The organism is Phycisphaerae bacterium, from assembly GCA_035384605.1.
Lineage (GTDB): Bacteria > Planctomycetota > Phycisphaerae > UBA1845 > PWPN01 > JAUCQB01.
This window is the reverse complement of record DAOOIV010000058.1, coordinates 1-19,146: the sequence shown is the minus strand read 5'-3', so window position 1 is coordinate 19,146 and position 19,146 is coordinate 1. Positions and strand designations below refer to the sequence as shown.

17 protein-coding genes are annotated in these 19,146 nt (G+C 61.6%); 4 read left to right on the top strand and 13 right to left on the bottom strand.

Annotated features, from left to right (window positions below):
• Window positions 1-47 precede the first annotated feature (47 nt).
• The 3 genes from PLL20_13360 to rplT all read left to right on the top strand — a co-directional run bounded on the left by PLL20_13360 (window position 48) and on the right by rplT (window position 1,038).
• Window positions 48-335 carry an acylphosphatase gene (locus PLL20_13360; protein HPD30980.1) on the top strand — a complete coding sequence of 96 codons (288 nt, stop codon included), beginning with the start codon at window positions 48-50 and terminating at the stop codon, window positions 333-335.
• An 88-nt stretch (window positions 336-423) separates the two neighbouring features.
• Entirely contained in the window at window positions 424-618 is a 195-nt protein-coding gene (gene rpmI, locus PLL20_13355; protein ID HPD30979.1) for a 50S ribosomal protein L35, read from the top strand.
• 72 nt (window positions 619-690) lie between these two features.
• A complete protein-coding gene (rplT, locus tag PLL20_13350) occupies window positions 691-1,038 on the top strand; it encodes a 50S ribosomal protein L20 (GenBank protein ID HPD30978.1) in 348 nt (115 codons plus the stop codon).
• 57 nt (window positions 1,039-1,095) lie between these two features.
• On the opposite strand, the gene PLL20_13345 is transcribed toward rplT, so the two are convergent.
• From PLL20_13345 to PLL20_13290, 12 genes are all read right to left on the bottom strand, one after another.
• Window positions 1,096-2,256 carry a glycosyltransferase family 4 protein gene (locus PLL20_13345; GenBank protein HPD30977.1) on the bottom strand — a complete coding sequence of 387 codons (1,161 nt, stop codon included), beginning with the start codon at window positions 2,254-2,256 and terminating at the stop codon, window positions 1,096-1,098.
• A complete protein-coding gene (truA, locus tag PLL20_13340) occupies window positions 2,253-3,074 on the bottom strand; it encodes a tRNA pseudouridine(38-40) synthase TruA (GenBank protein ID HPD30976.1) in 822 nt (273 codons plus the stop codon). The genes PLL20_13345 and truA overlap by 4 nt, the downstream gene beginning before the upstream one ends.
• Before the next feature lie 10 nt (window positions 3,075-3,084).
• Window positions 3,085-3,867 carry a sigma-70 family RNA polymerase sigma factor gene (locus PLL20_13335; GenBank protein ID HPD30975.1) on the bottom strand — a complete coding sequence of 261 codons (783 nt, stop codon included), beginning with the start codon at window positions 3,865-3,867 and terminating at the stop codon, window positions 3,085-3,087.
• Between the two features lie 1,149 nt (window positions 3,868-5,016).
• The gene (locus PLL20_13330) at window positions 5,017-7,437 is read right to left on the bottom strand and encodes a hypothetical protein (protein ID HPD30974.1); all 2,421 of its coding nucleotides are present in this window, start codon (window positions 7,435-7,437) and stop codon (window positions 5,017-5,019) included.
• Between the two features lie 77 nt (window positions 7,438-7,514).
• Window positions 7,515-8,756 carry a serine/threonine-protein kinase gene (locus PLL20_13325; GenBank protein ID HPD30973.1) on the bottom strand — a complete coding sequence of 414 codons (1,242 nt, stop codon included), beginning with the start codon at window positions 8,754-8,756 and terminating at the stop codon, window positions 7,515-7,517.
• A gap of 171 nt (window positions 8,757-8,927) precedes the next feature.
• Entirely contained in the window at window positions 8,928-10,172 is a 1,245-nt protein-coding gene (locus PLL20_13320) for a 50S ribosome-binding GTPase (protein ID HPD30972.1), read from the bottom strand.
• 161 nt (window positions 10,173-10,333) lie between these two features.
• Complete coding sequence (locus PLL20_13315; protein ID HPD30971.1) at window positions 10,334-11,512, bottom strand: PilT/PilU family type 4a pilus ATPase; 1,179 nt, start codon at window positions 11,510-11,512, stop codon at window positions 10,334-10,336.
• Window positions 11,513-11,707: 195 nt separating this feature from the next.
• Window positions 11,708-12,529 carry a type III pantothenate kinase gene (locus PLL20_13310; protein ID HPD30970.1) on the bottom strand — a complete coding sequence of 274 codons (822 nt, stop codon included), beginning with the start codon at window positions 12,527-12,529 and terminating at the stop codon, window positions 11,708-11,710.
• Window positions 12,526-13,737, bottom strand: coding sequence for a GTPase ObgE (obgE, locus tag PLL20_13305; GenBank protein HPD30969.1), 1,212 nt, complete (start codon window positions 13,735-13,737; stop codon window positions 12,526-12,528). The genes PLL20_13310 and obgE overlap by 4 nt, the downstream gene beginning before the upstream one ends.
• A gap of 521 nt (window positions 13,738-14,258) precedes the next feature.
• Window positions 14,259-14,498 (bottom strand): 50S ribosomal protein L27, encoded by a 240-nt coding sequence (gene rpmA / locus PLL20_13300; GenBank protein HPD30968.1) that lies wholly within the window; start codon window positions 14,496-14,498, stop codon window positions 14,259-14,261.
• 42 nt (window positions 14,499-14,540) lie between these two features.
• On the bottom strand, window positions 14,541-15,158 hold the full coding sequence (locus PLL20_13295) for a hypothetical protein (protein HPD30967.1): 618 nt from the start codon (window positions 15,156-15,158) through the stop codon (window positions 14,541-14,543).
• Between the two features lie 517 nt (window positions 15,159-15,675).
• Window positions 15,676-16,986 (bottom strand): Gfo/Idh/MocA family oxidoreductase, encoded by a 1,311-nt coding sequence (locus PLL20_13290; protein HPD30966.1) that lies wholly within the window; start codon window positions 16,984-16,986, stop codon window positions 15,676-15,678.
• 409 nt (window positions 16,987-17,395) lie between these two features.
• Between PLL20_13290 and PLL20_13285 the strand changes: the two genes are divergently transcribed.
• Entirely contained in the window at window positions 17,396-17,950 is a 555-nt protein-coding gene (locus PLL20_13285; protein ID HPD30965.1) for a hypothetical protein, read from the top strand.
• 378 nt (window positions 17,951-18,328) lie between these two features.
• Here the strand turns inward: PLL20_13285 and PLL20_13280 are convergent, their stop codons facing one another.
• Window positions 18,329-18,829, bottom strand: a complete 501-nt coding sequence (locus PLL20_13280) for a dual specificity protein phosphatase family protein (GenBank protein ID HPD30964.1) — start codon at window positions 18,827-18,829, stop codon at window positions 18,329-18,331.
• Window positions 18,830-19,146: the final 317 nt, after the last annotated feature.

Here is a 19,146-nt window from a genome sequence, read left to right as displayed (position 1 = left end):
GAGCCACGGGGGGCCTGTTGGGGCCCTTGTTGCCGGGGGCCTGAGTCATGGCCGATTCCCAGGATCGCGTCTGTTGCACCGTGCTTTTTGCGGGGGCCGTCCAGGGGGTGGGCTTCAGATATCGGACCGAGCGGGTGGCGCGCGACTACGAGGTGACCGGCTACGTCCGAAACCTTCCCGATGGACGGGTGGAACTGGTGGCGGAGGGCCTCCGACCTGAGGTCGAGCGGTTCCTCGATGCGGTAGAAGAGTGCATGGCTGGCTACATCCGCAGTCGACAGCGGCAGGACGCGCCGGCCACCGGGTGCCACCGTAAGTTTTCCATCCGGTTCTAGCCCGGCGAGTTGTTTGCGTTTTTTCGGGTTTGCGGTACAATCCGAAGATTGCTTTTCGACTTGTTTTGAAAACCAGGATGGGTCCGTCATGCCCAAAATGAAGAGACACAAGGGTTTAGATAAGCGGGTCAAGGTCACCGCCAGAGGCAAGGTCAAGCGCCGCAAGGCGTTCGCCGGACACCTGCTGAGCGGTCGGTCTGGTCGTCGTCTCCGCCGCCTTAAGAAAGCGGCGCTCATGCCGAAGGCCGACGCCCGCAAGGTTCTCTTCGTTCTGGGCAAGTGACGAACGTGAGGATTGCCAGAAGGTCGCCATCCGGCCTGGTGTTGGTGGGGCGATCGACGCAGGAGACCGAGAATGCCACGTGCAACTTGTGGAGCCGCTAGGGCGAGGCGCAAACGAAGGCTCCGCGCCGCGACGAAGGGTTATCGCGCCGCTCGCAGCAAGCTGACCCGGACGATGAAGAACGCGCTGACCCGTGCCGGCCAGTACGCGTTTCGCGATCGGCGAGCCAGGAAGCGGGAGTTCCGCTCATTGTGGGTGACCCGGCTGACCGCCGCGTGCCGCGCCCGGGGGATCAGCTACTCGCGATTCATGAGCGGCCTGAAGAAGGCCAATGTCATCCTGAACCGCAAGATGCTCAGCGAGCTGGCGATTCATGACCAGGCCGCGTTTGACAAGATCGTCGCGCTGGCCAAGGCATAAACGCCGTTCCCGTGCCGGGCGGACGTTTCTTCACGATCATTTGCGGGCCGATCGGCGCTACCTGCGTCGGTCGGCCAGCTTCTTATAAAGCGATTCGATGTCATCGACCATGCGTTCGTGGTCGAAACGGCGGAGGCACCATTCACGACCGGCGCGGCCCATTCGGTCACGCATGGCGGCATCGCCGGCGAGTCTTACCATCGCTTCGGCAAGCCCCTGAATATCGTTCAAGGGCACAAGCAGGCCTGTCTGATCCGGCAAAACCACCTCGGGCGCTCCGTCGATATCGAAGCTGATCACCGGTTTGGACATGATCAGGCCCTGCACGACTACTCTCGGCAGCCCTTCCCACTGGGAGGCGTGGACCACGGCATCCATACCGGCCAGCAGGCGGGCCACCTCAAGCGGCGGCACAAGGCCTGTCAGGCGGACTCGGTTGGTCAGGCCAAGGCGCAGCAGTTGCGATTCATATTCGCTTCGCTGAGATCCGTCGCCGACCCACACAAAGCGCAGGCTGGGGCAGCGGCGGGAAGCCTCCGCCATTGCGGGAATGAGCTGTTCATATCCCTTGTTGCGAAACAACCGAGCGACGGTGCCGAAGACCACGCAGTCCTCGCCGAAACCCCATTGTTGCCTGATTGCCTGACGGTCATGTCTTGCGGGGTCATACCACTCGGTTCTCATGCCGGAGTAAATGGTCACAAACCGGTCGGGCGAAGCAATGCCGGCCTCGACGGACTGGCGTATCATGGCCTCGGCCACGCCGATCAGGGCGTCGGTATACCGAGCACATCGACGCTCCAGGAAACGATACAGGGAGCGAATCGGAGCAGGCTGAGTGCGATTGAAGCTCATCCCGTGAATGGTGTGGACGATGATGGGTACTCCGACCCGGTGGGCGGCCCAGCGGCCCAGGATGCCGGCCTTGCTGCTATGTGTGTGGACGACGTCCGGGCACAGCTTGTCAAAAAGCGTCCACAGTTGCCGACAAGCGGCCAGGTCGGCAAAGGGGCGAACCGCACGGTGCATCGCCGGTATGATCCGAACGTCATAGCCGCGCGCCCGAGTCTCTTCGAAGAGCGAGCCCTCCGGGCCGGTGTCAGGACCGACGGCCAATGTGACCTTGTGGCCTCGTCGCGTCAATCCTTCACAGGTCAGCAGCGTGTTTTCCTGTGCTCCGCCGATGATCAGTCGGGTGATGACATGGCAGACGTTCATGAGTTCTCCGCGGCAGCAGGCTCGTCCGGAACGGAAGTGATGCCGAGCCCTTTCCAGCCGGGCGGTCGCGTAAGATCGTATTTGACCCACTGAAGGCACAACCCCCTGGCCGGTGCGGTCGGCCCCGCCAATCGTCTGTCGCGGGCGGCCAGGATCTCGTCGATTCGTTGGGGGGCCCAGCGTCCACGACCGATTTCCAGCAGCGTGCCCACCATGTTCCGCACCTGATTGTACAGAAAGCCCGTCCCTTCGACGTCGATCAGGATCTCATCGTATCGGCGGGAAACACTCGCCTGCAAGATGGTTCGGACGGTCGTTTCCCGCTCGCTGCCTTTGCTGGCGAAGCCGGCGAAATCATGTGTGCCGACGAGACGGTTCGCCGCTTCCTGCATGCGCATCGTGTCAAGTTCGTTCCAGAAGTGGTAAGTGTATCGCTGCAGATGCTCCTGCACCGGTCGGCGCGTCGCATTGTAAATGCGGTAGCGATAAAGCTTCGATACCGCGTCCTGCGAGCACCGAAAACCCAGGGGAACCTCCGAGACGTGCAGCAGAGAGACGTCTTTCGGCAGACGTGAACCGATGGCCCTTCGGAGGTTGATCAGCGGAATCTCACACGTGGTTTCGAAATTCGCCTGCTGACCCGCCGCATGGACGCCCGCGTCGGTTCGGCCTGCGGCGTTGAGCCCCACCTGGTGGCGGACCACGCGGCGCGTGGCCTGCTCAACAACATCCTGGACGGTTCGCATCTCCGGCTGCTTCTGCCATCCGTGAAAATCCGTGCCGTCGTAGGCGATCAGGAATCGGATGTTGCGCTCCATGGCCGGATGGTCAGGCGACGAGTTCTTCCTCCAGTTTGCCTTTGAAGCGGTTGCGGAGCCGCGTAATCACGTCCTTGTGGATCTGGCTGACGCGGGATTCCGACAGATCGAGGACCACCCCGATTTCGGCCATGGTAAGATCCTCGTAGTAGTATAGGATCAGAACCAGGCGCTCCTCGCGGCTGAGGCCCCGCGTCAGATAGTTGGTCAGCATCTGGCGGGCCATTCGGGCCGCAGGATCGGTTTGCCGCCGATCGCCGATATCCCAGTTCCGTTCGCTCGAACGGCTGCGCGAACTCGAGTCCTTCGGGTCCATCGCGGAGAAATGGACCTCGCGCCCGAGCTGCGAGATTCGTGAGAGCTGATCATAGCGGTCCTGCGATAGCCCCATGCGCTTGGCGATCTCGTGGTGCATCGGAGGACGGTTCAGCTCCGCATCAAGTAGTTCACGCACCATCATGCGCTGTTTCTCAAAGGTCCGGACGGTGCGCGACTGGGGATCGAGACTGCGGAGCCAGTCCATCACGGCGCCAACGATGCGCTGCTGGCAGAACGTCTCGAACTTCGCTTTCCTGGTCGGGTTATAGGCCTCGACTGCCTCGATCAGCCCATCGTAGCCGGCGCTGCAGATCTCGTCGTAGCCGATCTGCGCCGGCAATTTGCGGGACAGCCTTGCGGCCTGGATGTGAACCAACGGAGCGTAGTACTCCACGACCTTGTTGCGGGCCTCGTCGCTGCGGGTCTTGAAGTACCGGTTCCACAGAGCACGGATATCGTCCTTCTTGTCAGCCATCGCGAACCTCCCACTTGAAGCTCCGGCACGCACAAATCACCGCACGGACGAACCTCCCGGCGGGGGCGCGGAACGCGTGAGGGTCGCTTCTTTCGAGCCGCGGAAAATCCAACCGTCGAGCGAAAACGGCGGAAGCCGCAACCCGGTGTACACGTTAACCTGTTCAGTTCACTCGCTGGACCGGCTAGAAGTGAAAGCTTCCTTACCGGTTCCTTGGGGAACCAATCCCTGGATCCCCGCGATACTCCCTGGTGACATCGGACCGTTGGGATTGTGGTCGCTCGCATGGATGGGTGTTCGCCGAGCGAGAGCCCAACCCCCTCGATGCCGGTCGATCGCTGTCACCGAGAATCTATATAACTCAAAAACACGCCCATGAAAATAGGGTAAACCGGCAATATGTCAAATTTTTTTGGGGGGCAATGATGGCAGATCCGGAGAGATGAGATACTTGGTGTAGCAAACGTGGCGGACCGACGTCATTTGCGTCAGGAGCGAATGCGCACACACATGCGCATCAGCGCGCCAGGACCCAAGCTAACAAAGTCCTAATTCAGTGTTTGCGCGCGGGCGTTTCGAACTTGACAGCGCCGCGCCGAGAGGCGGCTGCTGATTCGTCAACTCGTGGATCGTGACAACGTCGCTGTTCTTGGGGGTGATCCCAGTGGCGATTCTGGCCGCGACCTTGTCTTTTCCGGGGATTCGGTTTTCTCCTCGCGCCCGGATCGGCTACCGCGCAATGGATTGCTTCGATGCCGCATGAGTTTAAGTCATCCTCGGAACTGCCTGTGAGTTTCTTTGAGCAACCACGAAACTCACAACCTTGACGGCCTCTTGAACCGGCCTCAGAGCAGCTTGATCAGCCGCTGATTGACGGGCTGAGGCTGACGAGCTGAGGTTGCCGATTCGGATCAGGCCCGGCGCTGATGGTGGTGTGCGCGGCGCCAACAAGTCATCGGAGTCTGTTTTTGCCTGTTTTGTCAGCCGATCTCCCTGCGACTGCAAACGGCCTGGATCGGCCGGTCGTACAGCGCACGACGACCGCGGAATACGACGCGACCTGACGCCAGGTCGTCACGGCGCGAGTCGGTTTTGAGATTCTGGTGTCCTTCGATATGACCGAATCAGTACCTGTCGATGACTGTGGAGCTATTCCGGATTGTCTTGCCCGATCGTCACCCTTTTCATTTTGTCCGAATCCAGCAGATGCTGGCAATTGATTACTTTCTCGATTAGATCGAGGGGGAGATAATAGTAATGGTTCGAAGCTTCGTATCCGATGCGGGCATCGGCGCGGGTCAGGTCGTACATGCGCGCGGCCAGCCTCATTTCCTCTTCGATGACTGAGCGTTGTGTGGTGGTGAGTTGTGCCACCTCGGCGATCTGTGGCGTGCTTGTGTGTATCGGCGGTCGAGGCTTGCTCAACGCGTCGCGATTGAGAATGAATCGTGCCTGGTTGGCGACCGACATGAAGTGTATCCGTGCGGCCTCCGCCAGACGAAGCTCCCCTGCGATGGTCCGGCTGAATGTGTCCGTGTCAGCTTTTGTCTGGGCCTGGCGCAGCAACTCAATGCCGGTCGCAAACCCCCTCGCGACTTTCTCGCACTGACTCACGTACACATCCGCCGGGTAAGAGCTTCGCCAGGCATCCAGACCGTCGTAGGGGAAGCCGACCATCGTTGGACGGTATCCCGTGGGTGCAGGATACAGCGGGTTGGCGGGCCCAAGCTGAAACGGGCCTGCATACAGCCCCGGCATTCCGTAAGGGTACTCCTCGAAGGCCGTGCTGAAGGCCGCCCATGCCTTCCGCACTTCTGGAGCTGCGGTTTTGCCGTAGAGATCCTCGGCCACGCGGGCCAATGCCTGTTCAGCCGTCGGCGGCGGCGTCTTGCTGAACTCGCGGACCAGTTGCAGATTGGGCGAAGGGTATCCGCCGAGACTCCAACTCAACATCATGTCACGGATGCCCAAGTCGCGAAGGTTTTCGATGTGCCGGGCGACGAGGTCCATTGCCGGCAGGTATGGGATGGCCGACAGCTCCCAGGTGCAGTTGACCTGAACCTTCGCCATCGTCTTAAGCCCGCGCTGTTGGGCCCACTTCCAGTGCAGTTGGGCACGCGGCCCCGGACCGACCGAAGATATCGAGTATTCACCGACGATCGTTTTTACGCCGCCTCGCTCGATCGGTAGATCCCACTCGCTGACGCTCATGAGGTACACGTCGTCGGGTAAACGACGGATGATTGCCTCGGCCCACTCGTTCTTCCAGCCCCAATCCCAGCAGATGATCGTCGCGTTGGGATTGCCTTTGCGGACTCCTTCGGCGATTGCGGCATTGACATCGGCGATGATCTCCGCCGGCGAGCGTTTCGAGCATCGCGGACACGAAGCCTGCTGGTAGTGGCTGGCGCAATGGGTCAGGTTTTCCGACGCGGTGATGGTGAAAACCCCGCCCAGATCGGGCACTTCACGGAAGACGTGCGCCAGCGAGTCAACCAGGAACCGCCGCACGCGATCGGTGCTGGTGCACATCGCGGTGTTGTCGCCCTCGCGGACGCCGGCGATGTCCGCACGATCCTCGAAGAACGTCGACGGCATCCATCGCGGTTCGTTCATGTAGAGATACACCTTCACGCCGTGCGCGCCGGCCCGCTGCACGAGCTGCCGCAGGTTGGCCAGCCTTGTCTCGTGCCCTTCGCCGAACTCGGGAAAGTCTTGCGACGGCGCAAGGTCGCGCAGGACGACGTGGAGCCAGACGCCGTTGACGCCCAAACCAACCAGCCGTTGCAGCAGACCGTCGGGATAGGGATTGAGCCGGGCGTCGAGCAGGGGGTCGCCGAAGACCGCGAAATAAGAATAAATGAAACGGATCGGTTCGTCACCGGCCTGTGGACCAGGGGGCATCTCCGACAAGGGCTTCGACAGCTCCTCCACAAAGGCGAACCGTGGTTGGGCCGGCTGCCCGAACGACTCGCCGAACTCACGAGTCACCAGTTCCTTGATCTGGGCGCATCTCTTCTGTGTCGCCTCGGTGGGTGGCTCGTATCGCAGCGGCGGACAATCGGGTTTCAGGGCGCCGAGCTTGTGCCAGAGAAAATCATCCTCTTTGAGAGTGTACGCGAGTTTTTCGGCCTTCCAGCCGAGCAGGAGGAGCAACTGATCGTAGTTCAGCAGGTGCCAGTTGCGGCGGATGAGGCCGATGTAGCCCCGCCGTTTCTGTATGTCGGTAATCGGAACGTGTTGTGGCAAACCCATGGATTCGCCGATTTCGCGGACGCTGTCTTCGGTCGTGCCCAGCACGCGAGCCATCTCCGACAAGTCCGCCGATTCCCAGTTCCGCCAGACGAAGGCGTGCAGCCGATCGGGGAAGTGCGAGGCCTCGATTGGTTTGGGCGAAGTGCCGGCATGGAGCACCGGCTCTCCCTGGGCGGCTCGCCCTGTTGGCACACCGCCGGACAGGATAGCGGCCAGGGCAATCTGACATATCAGCCGCCTCGGTGATGCGTCAGCCGGCGTCTGGCGGGTGACGCGCGCTTGGGTCGTTCGATTCGCGACTTGTGAACGGTTCATGGCTGTAGACCTCCTCTTGGCCAGATCTTCTTCGGGCCAACCGGGAAAAAAGTCAAGCCGGGTCGGATGGGCAGGTGCTACAGCACGGCCAGAATGATGTTGACGATAAGCGAAACGCCTAGCAGGGCGGCGAGCACCACCACCCACACGACCGGCACGACCAGCGGCTTGGGCTCGCTTGATTGCTGGACGGCCGGTTTTTCCTCGACCGGCTCGGCACTCTCCGCCAGGCCTTCGAGCAGGTGAGCGTCGTATTTCTTGCGGGCCTGAAGCGGTGGCTCGCCCCGGGCGATGGCTTCCAGATCGGTCAGCAGGTCTCTTATCGAGGCGTACCGATCCTCCGGTTTCTTGGCCATCATCCGTTCAATCACCTCCCCGACACCCGTCGACAGGGAGGGAACGATGTGATCCGGCGGAACCAATGGTTCCTTGAGATGCTTGTGCATGACCGCCGCGGGCGTCGACCCCTCGAAAGGCAGCTTCCCTGTCACCATATGGTAGAACGTGGCGCCGAGAGAGTAGATGTCGGCCCGGAAGTCGATGTTCACCTCGCCACGGATTTGCTCGGGGCTGATGTAGTACGGGGTGCCGTATGCACGGCCGGCCTCGGCCATCGCCGCTTTCAGATCGCCCGTCTCACGCGCCAGGCCCATGTCTGCCAGCTTGGCCACACCGTGACGCGTCAGCATGATGTTCTTCGGCTTGACGTCACGATGGACAAAGCCGCGTTCGGCGGCGTGTTCGAGAGCCTTGGCAATCTGAATGATGATGTCGAGAGCTTCAGATTCCTTGTAGATCTTGCCTGCGGCCAGATCGTCGTAAACGGTCTTGCCGTCGATGTACTCCATGACGAAGTAGTGGTAGCCGCTGGCCTCGCCGACGTCGATGGCCTGAACGATGTTGTTGTGGTTAAGACGCGCCGCCGCGCGTCCCTCGCGATAGAACCGCTCGACGAACTCCGAGTTTTCGCCGAGCTTCTTAGGCAGAACCTTGATCGCCACGATGCGGTCCAGGCTGAGTTGCCGGGCTTTGAAGACCGTGGCCATCGCTCCTTGGCCCAGTTTGCCGAGAATCTGGAACCCCGGAATCTGCTGCGCCTTTCGGGCGATCGAGTCCTCCATTTCCGCGCCCAGCCGCTGGAGCTGCGAACGGGTCACGAAACCGCATCGCAGCATCGCCTCGGATAACGAGACTCGCTTTCCTTCCTTCGCAAGGTTCTTCTGCTCGGCCAGACAGTCATGCAGCTCTTTCAAGGTGAGCAGTTTACTATCAACGGCCAACCGGCCCAGTTGGGAATCATCGATGGAAGGGTCAGCCATAATGCACTCCGGCTTTCGGGTCGTCTCGCCGTTCACAACGCTTCGGCGAGAACCTCGGTTTCAAGGCCGCGTAATCCACCCCTGCAAAGACCCTCCCTCAACCTGTTGTCCGGTCGATGCGGAGAGGACCTTCTGGCCCGCTGCTGATTATACCCGCCTTTCCGGCGTGCTTCAGCGGGGACTTGCCGGTCCAAGCATGTCTCTCAGCCATCTTGAGGCGGCCGGCGGGTCGGCCCGGCCGGATTCCAGTGCCGATAATGCCCCACGACAGCAAGCCACCTGATGCGGACTGACCGGGGCAATCAGCTTTTGTCGCCAGCCCGTCAGCCCCGTCGAATCGACAAGCCTTGCTTCAAGGTCCTCAAGTCCCGCCGATGCCAGGGCGCTGACTTGCAGGAAGCCCGCCTCGGAAAACTGGACGTTTTGCCAGGATGGATGTGCCGGCAGGTCGGACTTGTTGGCGACGAGTACGATCGGCGGAACGCGGATCATACCGGATTGGTCCCCCGTCATCTTCTTGGGGGGAAGGCCTGTCTCCAAAGGGGTGGTCAGGTCAGAGACGCTCAGCAGAATGTCAGCAGTTGAAGCCTGCTGATATGTCCGGCGGATGGCTTCCTGCTCGATCGGGTCTGCCGTGTCGCGTATGCCGGCCGTGTCGACAAAAACGAGCGGAATGCCGTCGATAACCCCCGGGTGCTCGACCCAGTCCCGGGTGGTACCCGGCTGGTCGCTGACAACGGCTTGCTCGCGGCTGGCGAGGCGATTGATCAGCGTCGATTTGCCGGTGTTGGGTGGCCCGATGACCACCACTCGGACACCGCTGAGCAGGTATCTGGCCTGATCGACCGACTGGCAAAGCGCCGCCAACTCCCGCCGTGCCAAGGTTGCCTCGCCGACCTCGATGAGATCCAATACCGCCTCGATGCGCTTGGGCAGCCTGTGAACAAGCTCGGCCAGCCAGATGGCCACTGCCCGCGTCTTGGCTCGAAGCAGCAGCGGCAGAATCTCTCGCTCGACGACGGTGGCCGCCGGGCAGGAATCATCCAGCAGTGCCGTAGGCTCGACGATCCGGACTCCGGCCTGCTGGAGCATCAACAATGCTCGCTGGACGATTCGTGGCCCGCCGTGAAGACTGATATCGACCACGAATGGGCCGTCCGGGGCCCGTCGAACCGTCACGAGGGCGTCGTCGATCACTTGATCCCCATCCGCCCAGCGGCAAAGGCGGACCTCGTTCGTGTCCACGGCGTTCGGGTCGATCGGACGCCGGGAGCGAAGGTACTTGGCGACCACGCGCAAGGCATGACGCCCCACCACCTCGATGACCGCGACACCCCCCATTGCCGGGGGAGTCAGGCAGGCGGCTTTCAGTGCGTCGGTTTCGGACATGTCAGTGGCCGGGTCATGAAGCATCATATGGCATCGTACAACACAGTCGCCTTGCCCGCCATGAGGAGCATGGGCCCGACAGGCTCGGTGGGCGACGTCTCATCTCGCCATCCGCGGCTTCGCGGTCACAGTCTCATGGAAAGAAAAACGGAGTGCGGCCCTGGTATCTTCACTTCCCGAAAACCGATTCACGGGGAGAGAACATCAGCACGACCGGAGGACCTTGTCACGTTGCCCGCCGCGTTTTCGAACGAACTGTTCGGGGGGTCGGGTACGCCCATGGCCCGCAGGCCCGCAGGGTTCTTGGCGTAGCGGTGGGCGATTTCGGGAGAAATGCGCCGGTTGCACACGAGACTGGCCAGGTTTTCATCAAGGGTCTGCATACCCCACTTCTTGCCGGTCTGGATGATCGTTTCGAGCGATTCGATTTTGTTGAGACGAATGGCCGCTCGTGCGGGATCGCTGGCGGTCAGGACCTCCATGGCCAGAACTCGTTTCTGACCGGCTGTGACGCTGGGCAGCAGGTACTGGCTGATCACCAGGCGCAGCGATAGAGAGAGCTGGCAGCGGATGTCCTGCTGCCGCTCAAGAGGAAAAATGTCGATCAGTCGCGTGATCGCGCCCTTGGCATCCTGGGTATGCACGGTGGACATGACCAGATGACCGGTTTCAGCAGCGCTGATCGCCATGCGCGCGGTTTCGACGTCGCGGATTTCGCCGCACAGGATCACGTCGGGATCCTGGCGAAGCGCGGAACGCAATCCGTCGGCGAAGCTGGCCACGTCGATGCCGACTTCTCGCTGCGTAATCACGGTATTGGCCTTGGGCAGAAACACGTATTCGATCGGCTCTTCGATGGTGATGATACGGCGATGACCGAGCCGATTCATCTCCTCAACCAGGCCGGCCAGCGTGGTGGTCTTGCCCGACCCCGTGATGCCGGTAATCAGTACCAAGCCGCTGTGCAGATTGACGATTCGTTCCACCAGGTCTTGCGGGATTCCCATCCACTCGAAGGTGGGAATCGAGGACGGCACGAAACGCAGGCAAGCTCCCATCGAGCCTTGGCCGAAGAAGACGTTGACTCGGAAACGAACCACGCCGGCCGGTCGGCCCACGCTCAGCGAGAAGTCGAAGTCTTTCTGACCGTCGAGGCGGGACCGCAACTCGGCCGGCATGATGCTGGAGATGATGCGGGCCGCAGCCTCTGTGGACAGAGGGATCTTGTCAGCCGGGAACAGGTCGCCATGGATGCGCAATGTGGGCGGATGGCCCGTAACCAGGTGCAGGTCGGAAGCCTCACGGGACAGGCCGTTGTCGATCAATTCCAGTAGCTGCGGATCAGGTGATGGGGAACGTTGTCTCATTCGATGCGTTGCCTCGTGCAAAACCGGTATCCTGCCCAGCGGAGATGGCTTGCACTTATGGGACCGGCGTCCCGGTGCTTCAATAACGGACTCCTGCTCGACTCCGGAACGTCGGCTGACGCCGGGCTGATGCTCCTGCGGGTCGGCTTATAACCTGATATGCATCGGCCCGGCAGTAGTTGCATCACCAGGTTCTCAGCGACAAACACCTGGCTGGTCTTCATCGGTGCCCGCGTGTTGCTTGTACGCGATCACCAAACCGTCCAGGCACAGGTCAGGCATGACCTTGTCCACGAAATCGGCCCCGCGGGCGATGTCGGGGGCGTTGCCTCCCGTGATAACCAAGGGCGGCCATTTGCCGATGTCGGTGGCATAGCGTTCGGCAATTTCCCGCAATGCCCCGACCATCATCGCGTAGATGCCGTTGCGAATCGCGCTTTGCGTGTCCTTGCCGAGGGTCTCGGTAGGACAGCCGACCTCGACCAGCGGCAACTGCGCGGTGTGTTCGTGCAGAGCCCTGGCCGACAGGGCGACACCCGGCAGGATTGTCCCCCCCAGGAATATGCCGTTGTCCGCCACCAAATCAATAGTCAGCGCAGTTCCGAAGTCGGCAACCACGCATGCCCCCCTGACACGGGCAAACGCCCCGGCGGCCGCACAGAGCCGGTCGGTGCCTACTCTGGAGGGCTCCCGCAGCGCCAAGTCAAGCGGAATCGGCGATTCAATCTCTTCCCCCACAACCAGCAGCGGCTTGATGCCCTTGGCCGCGCATGCCTGTCTCAACTTGGCGAGCACCGGCGGGCAGACTGAACAGATCACCACGGCGCGCGTCGCCGTCCCCGGAAGCTCGTTCCACAGACGTTCCAGGCGGTTCATCAGTTGGTCAAAAGAGACCGTCGGAATGTGTTCGGCTTCGTCACGATGGTCATCGAACCAACTGGCCATGGCCACGTTCGTGTTGCCGATGTCCATCAGGATCAGATGAGCCTTGCCGCTTCGTCCGGATTCCGCGATCACGATGCGCCTCCTGTCAGATCGTCGGCCGTCTCATTATCCTCGAAATCTCCTTGCGCCGCTTCAGAGGACTCTTCGTTCGTTGAAAGCAATTCCTCAAAGTCGGCCTCGTCAGGCTCTTCTCCGTCCGGCAGAATACCGCGGAACGGGTCGTCCTTGCTCTTGACCGCAAGAGCGCTTGCCGCAACCCGCTCCCGGGCTTTGGCCGCCTCGACCATCTCCCACAAACGATACCCGAGTCGTTCAAGGCCGCTTCCAGTGACGCCGCTGATGGCTATGACCTCCTCGGCGGCAATGCCCAAGGCTTCCAGCTCGTCGCGGAGTTGATCCACCGCATCATTGTTCTCGGCCAGGTCGATCTTGTTGGCGACGATCAACTCGGGTTTGGCCGCGAGGGCCTCCGAGTATTTTCGCAGTTCGTTGCGAATGATCCGGTAGGCTTCGATCGGCCTCGCTTGGCCCGGAAGGGGGTGGACGTCAATGAGGTGCAGGATCATCCGGGTGCGCTCAATGTGCCGCAGGAAGTCGTCGCCTAGCCCGTGCCCTTCGTGCGCTCCCTCGATGAGGCCCGGGATGTCGGCCATGACGAAACGCTGATATCCGGGCATTTCGACAATCCCAAGCTGCGGCTCGAGGGTGGTGAACGGGTAGTCGGCAATCTTGGGACGAGCCTTGGTCAGCCGAGACAATAGGGTGCTCTTCCCCGCATTGGGCAACCCGACGAGGCCCACGTCAGCGATCAGCTTGAGCTCCAGACGCAGCCGACGTTCTTGGCCTTCCTCGCCTGGTTGGCAGTATCGGGGGGCCTGGTGACGAGCCGTGGCGAAGTGGGCATTGCCCCTGCCGCCCCGGCCACCCCGGACGATTCGCACTTTCTTTCCTGGGGCGTCCAGGTCTTTGAGCAGGCGTCCATTGTCACGGTCGTAAACCAGCGTTCCGGGCGGCAGCCGGATGACAAGATCCTTGCCGCTGCGACCGGTCATGTTCTTGCCTTTGCCGGGTTTGCCGTTCTCCGCGACCCAGTGGTGATGGCCGGCCATGTCCAACAGCGTGGCCACGCTCTCGTCGGCGACGAGGTACACGCTGCCGCCCCGGCCTCCATCACCGCCGTCCGGACCACCCTTTGGAATGAACCGTTCGCGACGGAAGCTCATGCAGCCGTGGCCGCCGTTGCCGCCTCGGACATAGATCTCCGCCCGATCAATGAACATCGTCAAACCTTCCCCCCTTAATCAGGGGGTGAAGAAACCCTCTCCGCCCGTTCATAGGGGCGGGAGAAACCATCTAAAACCCCTTAATAAGGTTCATTGAAGCCCTATGCCCCCTTAGTAAGGGAGAATGAACCCCTCTCCCCCTCCCCTTAATCAGGAAGCCGCCCCCCTCTCCCCCCTTAATAAGGGAACCACACCCCTCTCCCCCCCTTAATAAGGGGGGCAGGGGGGGTAGTACACGCGAAACGACTCCTCCCATCCCACGATTCGATCCCCCTTCATGCCCCATGGCAAACGCGAGTAGAGCATCGCAGAGCCTGGGGCGGCAGCTCTTCGCCGCCCCCGACTTTGCCTGTCGCTCTCAAGCGCACTCTCGCTCAAAAACAAACGGCCGACACGACGTCGGCCGCTGGGAACCCTTTCGGTTGAACTCCGTGCATGCCGCGGCACCCGATCCCTTGTCCGGCGCGTGACCCGACCCGGCGCCCCGACGGACAGGCGGATGGCCGAGGCTCGGATGGTCAGTTTGGCGCGATGTCCACACGTCGACCCTTGAAGACCACCGTGCCGTCGACGAGCGCAAACAAAGTGTCATCCTTGCCGCGACCTACGAAACGACCCGGTTTGAAGACCGTGCCTCGCTGCCGTACGATGATCGAGCCAACCTTCGCTTGCTGACCACCGTAGAGCTTCACGCCCAGGTACTGCGGGTTGCTGTCGCGACCGTTGCGAGTCGAACCTTGTCCCTTTTTATGTGCCATTGCGCCTTGCTCCCATACCGATTCAGTCGTTCCGTTCGTTGCTTATCGCATGATCCACTGCTGCTTATCCGCCAACCGCTCCGGGATGACGCTCCTTCGCGTAACCGGGCTCCCCGGAAACTTGTACGGAATCGCCAATGTCTTGCGGAACGTGAAATACCGCTTATTCGTCTCACTTTCCGGTTTGCTCGCGTCAAAGGCCGGATTCTTCTCGCGCCTGACCTCGCCCGACAAGCCGGCAACGAAAATCGTAAAGCCTGTGGCCTTGGGGTCGAAGTCCCTGAAGATCGCCACGCTGTGCCGGGCTCGATCCTTGCCTCTCAGCAGTCTGCCGATCGCCCGCTCAGGCGCCACCAGCAACGGGTCGTTCGCCCGCCGCTCAATGGCCCGGAATGCCTCCGGACTCACCCGAACCTCGCTCTCGATCACCTGCAGGGTGTTGGTGACCAGCTCGAACGCCGGGTAGAAGTCCACCTCCTGGTCGCTCGGGTTATCAACCCTGTAAAGCATGAACCAGTACACCACGGGCTCGTCCTTGCCCGGGACAACCACCGATACCCGCTGCGGATCCTCGAACCTGAAGTTCAACTCCCACGCAACCGGTGCCGCCGACGGCTGAATAGCCACCGGGGCGGGTTGGGACGTTGCCGCGGACAGCATGCATAAGCTTATGTGCCGCAAGACGTTAAGCATGTTGGAGTCCCCGTGTGCCGTCTCGTCGCCATATCCGTCTATCGACCGTTCCGCGCGCATTGCTCCCGCTGAGCAAACAACTGCATTCTACCCACCGAGTCCGCCGCGTCAAGCCGTGCTTGTCCCACGACCGCCCAAGCCCTCCGGGACATTCCTGGCGGGGAGAGGCCACGGTTTGTTCAAGACGACGACCGCGAGGACCGCCCCCGTGTGATGTTGGCCGCTCTGCGGTTTGCCCCCCCGCTTAAACTGGAGGTTCTAGAAGAGTCGCCCACGCTGACATGGACCCTGTCTCCTCGACCATTAGCCTCCACCTGGGATCCCTGCTCACCGCCACCACGGGCTCGATGAAATAGCCACTGGAGTCGTCGCATCCGCCGCCGCATAGAACCTTACGGCCGGATATGTGTGCCGCTTGCACGCATGTTTCTGGATCCCGGTACGCTTGGGTTGAGACCCGCAAAAAGGCGGTCCGCCTTAGGTTCTAAGCCAATTCCCACCCTTTCCGTCGAGGCGGATCCACAAATGTGTCAGCCTCCCGAGTGTTGGTGATCCTTTGCCGCTCGGCGTCCCATCGGATCTTCTTGCCGCTGCGATATGCCACATTGCCCAAAAGCACCGTTTGAGCCAGAGCCCCGCTGTAGTCAAAATTGCACGACGTTTTCTCGCCCGACTTGCAGGCCTCCAGCCATTCGAGATGATGGCCGATCGACTCGGGTATGCAGGGTTCCGGCCGCTTGTAGTCAGCAAAGTCTTTTTCCGGCAGGAGCACGTGCCGATCATAGTCGGCCAGCAACATTCCCTTGTCGCCGACGAACAGGACACCATCTCCCCATTCCGGAAGCTTGCCTTCCTGGAAATAGTAGGGACGCCGTTTGCCGTTGTACCAGGTCAGAAGGACCGGCGGCATCTTGCCGCGAGCGGGATAGTGAAACCTCACAATCAGCCACACGGGACAGCTTTCGGGGTGGACAGGTGGCCCCTCGGCCTCAATGGTCGTTGGATGTCGCAGATCCAGCGCCCAGTGAGGCAGGTCCATGTGGTGGCAGGCCATGTCTGCCAGTGTGCCGCCACCGAAGTCCCACCAGCCGCGCCAGTTCGCAGGCAGATAGGCTGGATGATAAGGCCGATACGGTGCCGGACCCAGCCACAGGTCATAGTGAAGCCCTTCGGGCACTGGCGGGGTCTCCGTCGGACGCTCTTGGCCACCCCACTCGCGTTCGACCCAGACGTGAACCTCGTGCACCGCGCCGATGCCGCCGGATTGGATCACTTCGACGACACGCCGGTAGTTGTTTCGCGCGTGGATCTGTGTGCCCATTTGTGTGGCCACCTTTGCCCGGGCCGCGGCTTCGCGCATGAGCTGCACTTCACGCACAGTGTGTGCCAGGGGCTTCTCGCAATACACGTGCTTGCCAAGCCGCAAAGCCGGCAGCGCAGCGGCGGCGTGCGTGTGATCGGGCGTCGCGATCACGACCGCATCAATGTCCTTCTGATCGAACATCTTGCGGAAGTCGGTGTAGAAACGGGCCTTGGGAAACCTCTGTCGTACTTCGGCGGCCTTGTTCTCATCGACGTCGCAGAGGGCGACGATGTTGCAGATCTCGGCAGCCTCGGGGCCGGTCACCTGACGGAGGTTCCAGTGCCCTTGTCCGGACACACCGATCACGGCCACGCCAAGCTTCTCGCTCGGCGACGTCGTCTGACCGAGTGTCTGCCTCCCGCTGACCCAGAAACCCGCCCCGGCCAGTGCCGAAGCCTTCAGAAACTCACGACGCGTCTGTCTCTTACTCACGGATGCTCCTCTTCAAGTCCCAGTCTCATTGGGCAATCGGATTATAACCAATGTGGAGAAAACGGACAATCCCGCCACTTCTTCACAGCGGTTGAGAGAAACGGCTTCGACACCGTCCGCCACACCATGGCTTAAGCCCGCGTTGCGAAACGTATAGCCGGACTCGAAATCACACGGAAGGTCCGCTCCGGGTCTTTCGCACGGCCAGAAAGGAGATGCCGCCGAGTTTCAGCAAGAAACGCTTGACCGGGCTCCGCGAAAAGGTAGACTCCTGTTTGGTTCAAAAGTGAATAACAGGCCCGCAGGGTGGCAAGCGGTCCGAAGAATGTACGATGAATGGCAATGGGTTCCAGGAACGAGCCTGTGCCGTTCGCTGACTTGTCTCGTTTTCATGAAATGGAGGTATCGGATGGCTTGTTTCACTTCTGTGGGCGGAAAAGGTCGTGCAGGCCGATGGTTTCAAGGGGCCGCAATTCCGCTGCTCTGCGGCGTCGCAATGGTAATGGCGCTCAGCGCGGCCGGCTGCGTGGTCGATAGCTCTCACCCGCCCGAGACGCTCTCGGGTGAGCAGACCATCGAGGAGGCGGAGACCTCCGACGGCACGGCCAGCAAGTCCGTGGAGTCACGATGGACGGCGCCGGACCAGAATTTCGTTCTCAGCGTTGAGGTGACCAGCCCCGAGCCGCTGGGCGTCGAAAACGCCCAACTGCAAGTGACTCTGACCTGTCAGCTCGGCACGACGAAAACCTTCCCCGTCACTCTCACGCCCGACGGGTCGAGCAAACTCGTTGCCAGTTTCTCACGCGCCGCCGATGCCCCCGACGGCAGCGAGTGCGTCGGAATCGGTGGGCAGAAAGAGGCCGCCAAGTGGAAGGTCACCCTCAGTCGTCCGGCGGACACGACGCAGGCGCTGACTTTCAAGTACAGGATGGACTACCGGCTGGCCTCAATCGAGACGCCGTAAGGCATGCTTTCGTGAATCACATTTCGGTTTTCGGCTTGCACGGCAGGTGAGCATGGAGGGCAGGCCACAGCCCAGCGGCGACCTCGCTGGCCCCAGAATCCGTTCTGGGGCCTTCCGGGTGCCTCACTGGCCCCAGAATCCGTTCTGGGGCCTTCCGGGTGGAGGATTCTCATCCTCACTGCCTTCACCGAATGCGGAACGAATACCACCAGGCGCAGCCGCCCGGCACGGGTGCGTAGGGCAGGTCACAGCGAAGCAGCGACCTGCCAAGCATGTAGGGCAGGTCAGAGCGAAGCGGCGACCTGCCTTTCCCGCCCAAGATGTTGCGGCAGGTCTCGCTTCGCTCGACCGTGCCCTACCACCCTGTACCTTCGTGATTCACATCTCGGTTTCGAGCCCGAGTGCGGACTTGTCGGCCCAATCGATCTGCTCGGGTGTGTCCGGCACGGGGCAATGACGGGCTTGGCCGATGGCCCGAAACGCGTCGGTTGTCGTCACGCCAAGCTTGGCCAGAATGCATGCGGCCACCAGAGCCGAGCGGCCGATGCCCGCGCGGCAGTGGATGGCAACCGCCTTCCCGCCCCTCAGATCCACGGCCAGCCGCTCGATGAGATCTCGTGTCGCCCGCGGGTCCGCAGGTACCGACCGATCCTCGATGGGCAGGGAAAGGAATTCGATGCCGGCCGAGTGGCAGCATTCGGTTTCCTGCTCCAACCCAAGCTCCGCGATCTCATCCGGTGTCAGCAGCGAGACGATGACGTCGACACCCTGGCGACGAAGTGATGCGATCTCGTCGCCCAGCCACTCACCACCGCGCGGGCGCGGCATGATCGCCAGGCGATAGGGGAGGGGTTTGATCCAGTAGATCTCGGCGAGCATTGGCAGCTCTCACACAAGAAGCATGTAGCGCAGGCCACAGCGAAGCGGCGACCTCGCTGGCCCCAGAATCCGTTCTGGGGCCTTCCGGGTGGAGGATTCTCATCCTCATTCTCGCTGGCCCCAGAATCCGTTCTGGGGCCTTCCGGATGGAGGATTCTCATCCTCATTACCTTCACCGAACGCAGAACAAATACCGCCAGGCACGGCCGCCCGGCACGGGCACGTAGCGCAGGCCACAGCCCAGCGGCGACCTGCCAAGCATGTAGGGCAGGTCACAGCGCAGCGGCGACCTGCCTTCCCGCTCAAGATGTTGCGGC

What these genes read in the sequence shown, in the direction of transcription:
- rplT (HPD30978.1), top strand. Translation starts at nt 691, where the DNA reads ATGCCACGTGCAACTTGTGGAGCCGCTAGGGCGAGGCGCAAACGAAGG.
- PLL20_13320 (HPD30972.1), bottom strand. Translation starts at nt 10,172, where the DNA reads ATGATGCTTCATGACCCGGCCACTGACATGTCCGAAACCGACGCACTG.
- PLL20_13315 (HPD30971.1), bottom strand. Translation starts at nt 11,512, where the DNA reads ATGAGACAACGTTCCCCATCACCTGATCCGCAGCTACTGGAATTGATC.
- PLL20_13330 (HPD30974.1), bottom strand. Translation starts at nt 7,437, where the DNA reads ATGAACCGTTCACAAGTCGCGAATCGAACGACCCAAGCGCGCGTCACC.
- rpmI (HPD30979.1), top strand. Translation starts at nt 424, where the DNA reads ATGCCCAAAATGAAGAGACACAAGGGTTTAGATAAGCGGGTCAAGGTC.
- PLL20_13325 (HPD30973.1), bottom strand. Translation starts at nt 8,756, where the DNA reads ATGGCTGACCCTTCCATCGATGATTCCCAACTGGGCCGGTTGGCCGTT.
- PLL20_13345 (HPD30977.1), bottom strand. Translation starts at nt 2,256, where the DNA reads ATGAACGTCTGCCATGTCATCACCCGACTGATCATCGGCGGAGCACAG.
- obgE (HPD30969.1), bottom strand. Translation starts at nt 13,737, where the DNA reads ATGTTCATTGATCGGGCGGAGATCTATGTCCGAGGCGGCAACGGCGGC.
- PLL20_13280 (HPD30964.1), bottom strand. Translation starts at nt 18,829, where the DNA reads ATGCTCGCCGAGATCTACTGGATCAAACCCCTCCCCTATCGCCTGGCG.
- PLL20_13285 (HPD30965.1), top strand. Translation starts at nt 17,396, where the DNA reads ATGGCTTGTTTCACTTCTGTGGGCGGAAAAGGTCGTGCAGGCCGATGG.
- rpmA (HPD30968.1), bottom strand. Translation starts at nt 14,498, where the DNA reads ATGGCACATAAAAAGGGACAAGGTTCGACTCGCAACGGTCGCGACAGC.
- PLL20_13295 (HPD30967.1), bottom strand. Translation starts at nt 15,158, where the DNA reads ATGCTGTCCGCGGCAACGTCCCAACCCGCCCCGGTGGCTATTCAGCCG.
- truA (HPD30976.1), bottom strand. Translation starts at nt 3,074, where the DNA reads ATGGAGCGCAACATCCGATTCCTGATCGCCTACGACGGCACGGATTTT.
- PLL20_13360 (HPD30980.1), top strand. Translation starts at nt 48, where the DNA reads ATGGCCGATTCCCAGGATCGCGTCTGTTGCACCGTGCTTTTTGCGGGG.
- PLL20_13335 (HPD30975.1), bottom strand. Translation starts at nt 3,867, where the DNA reads ATGGCTGACAAGAAGGACGATATCCGTGCTCTGTGGAACCGGTACTTC.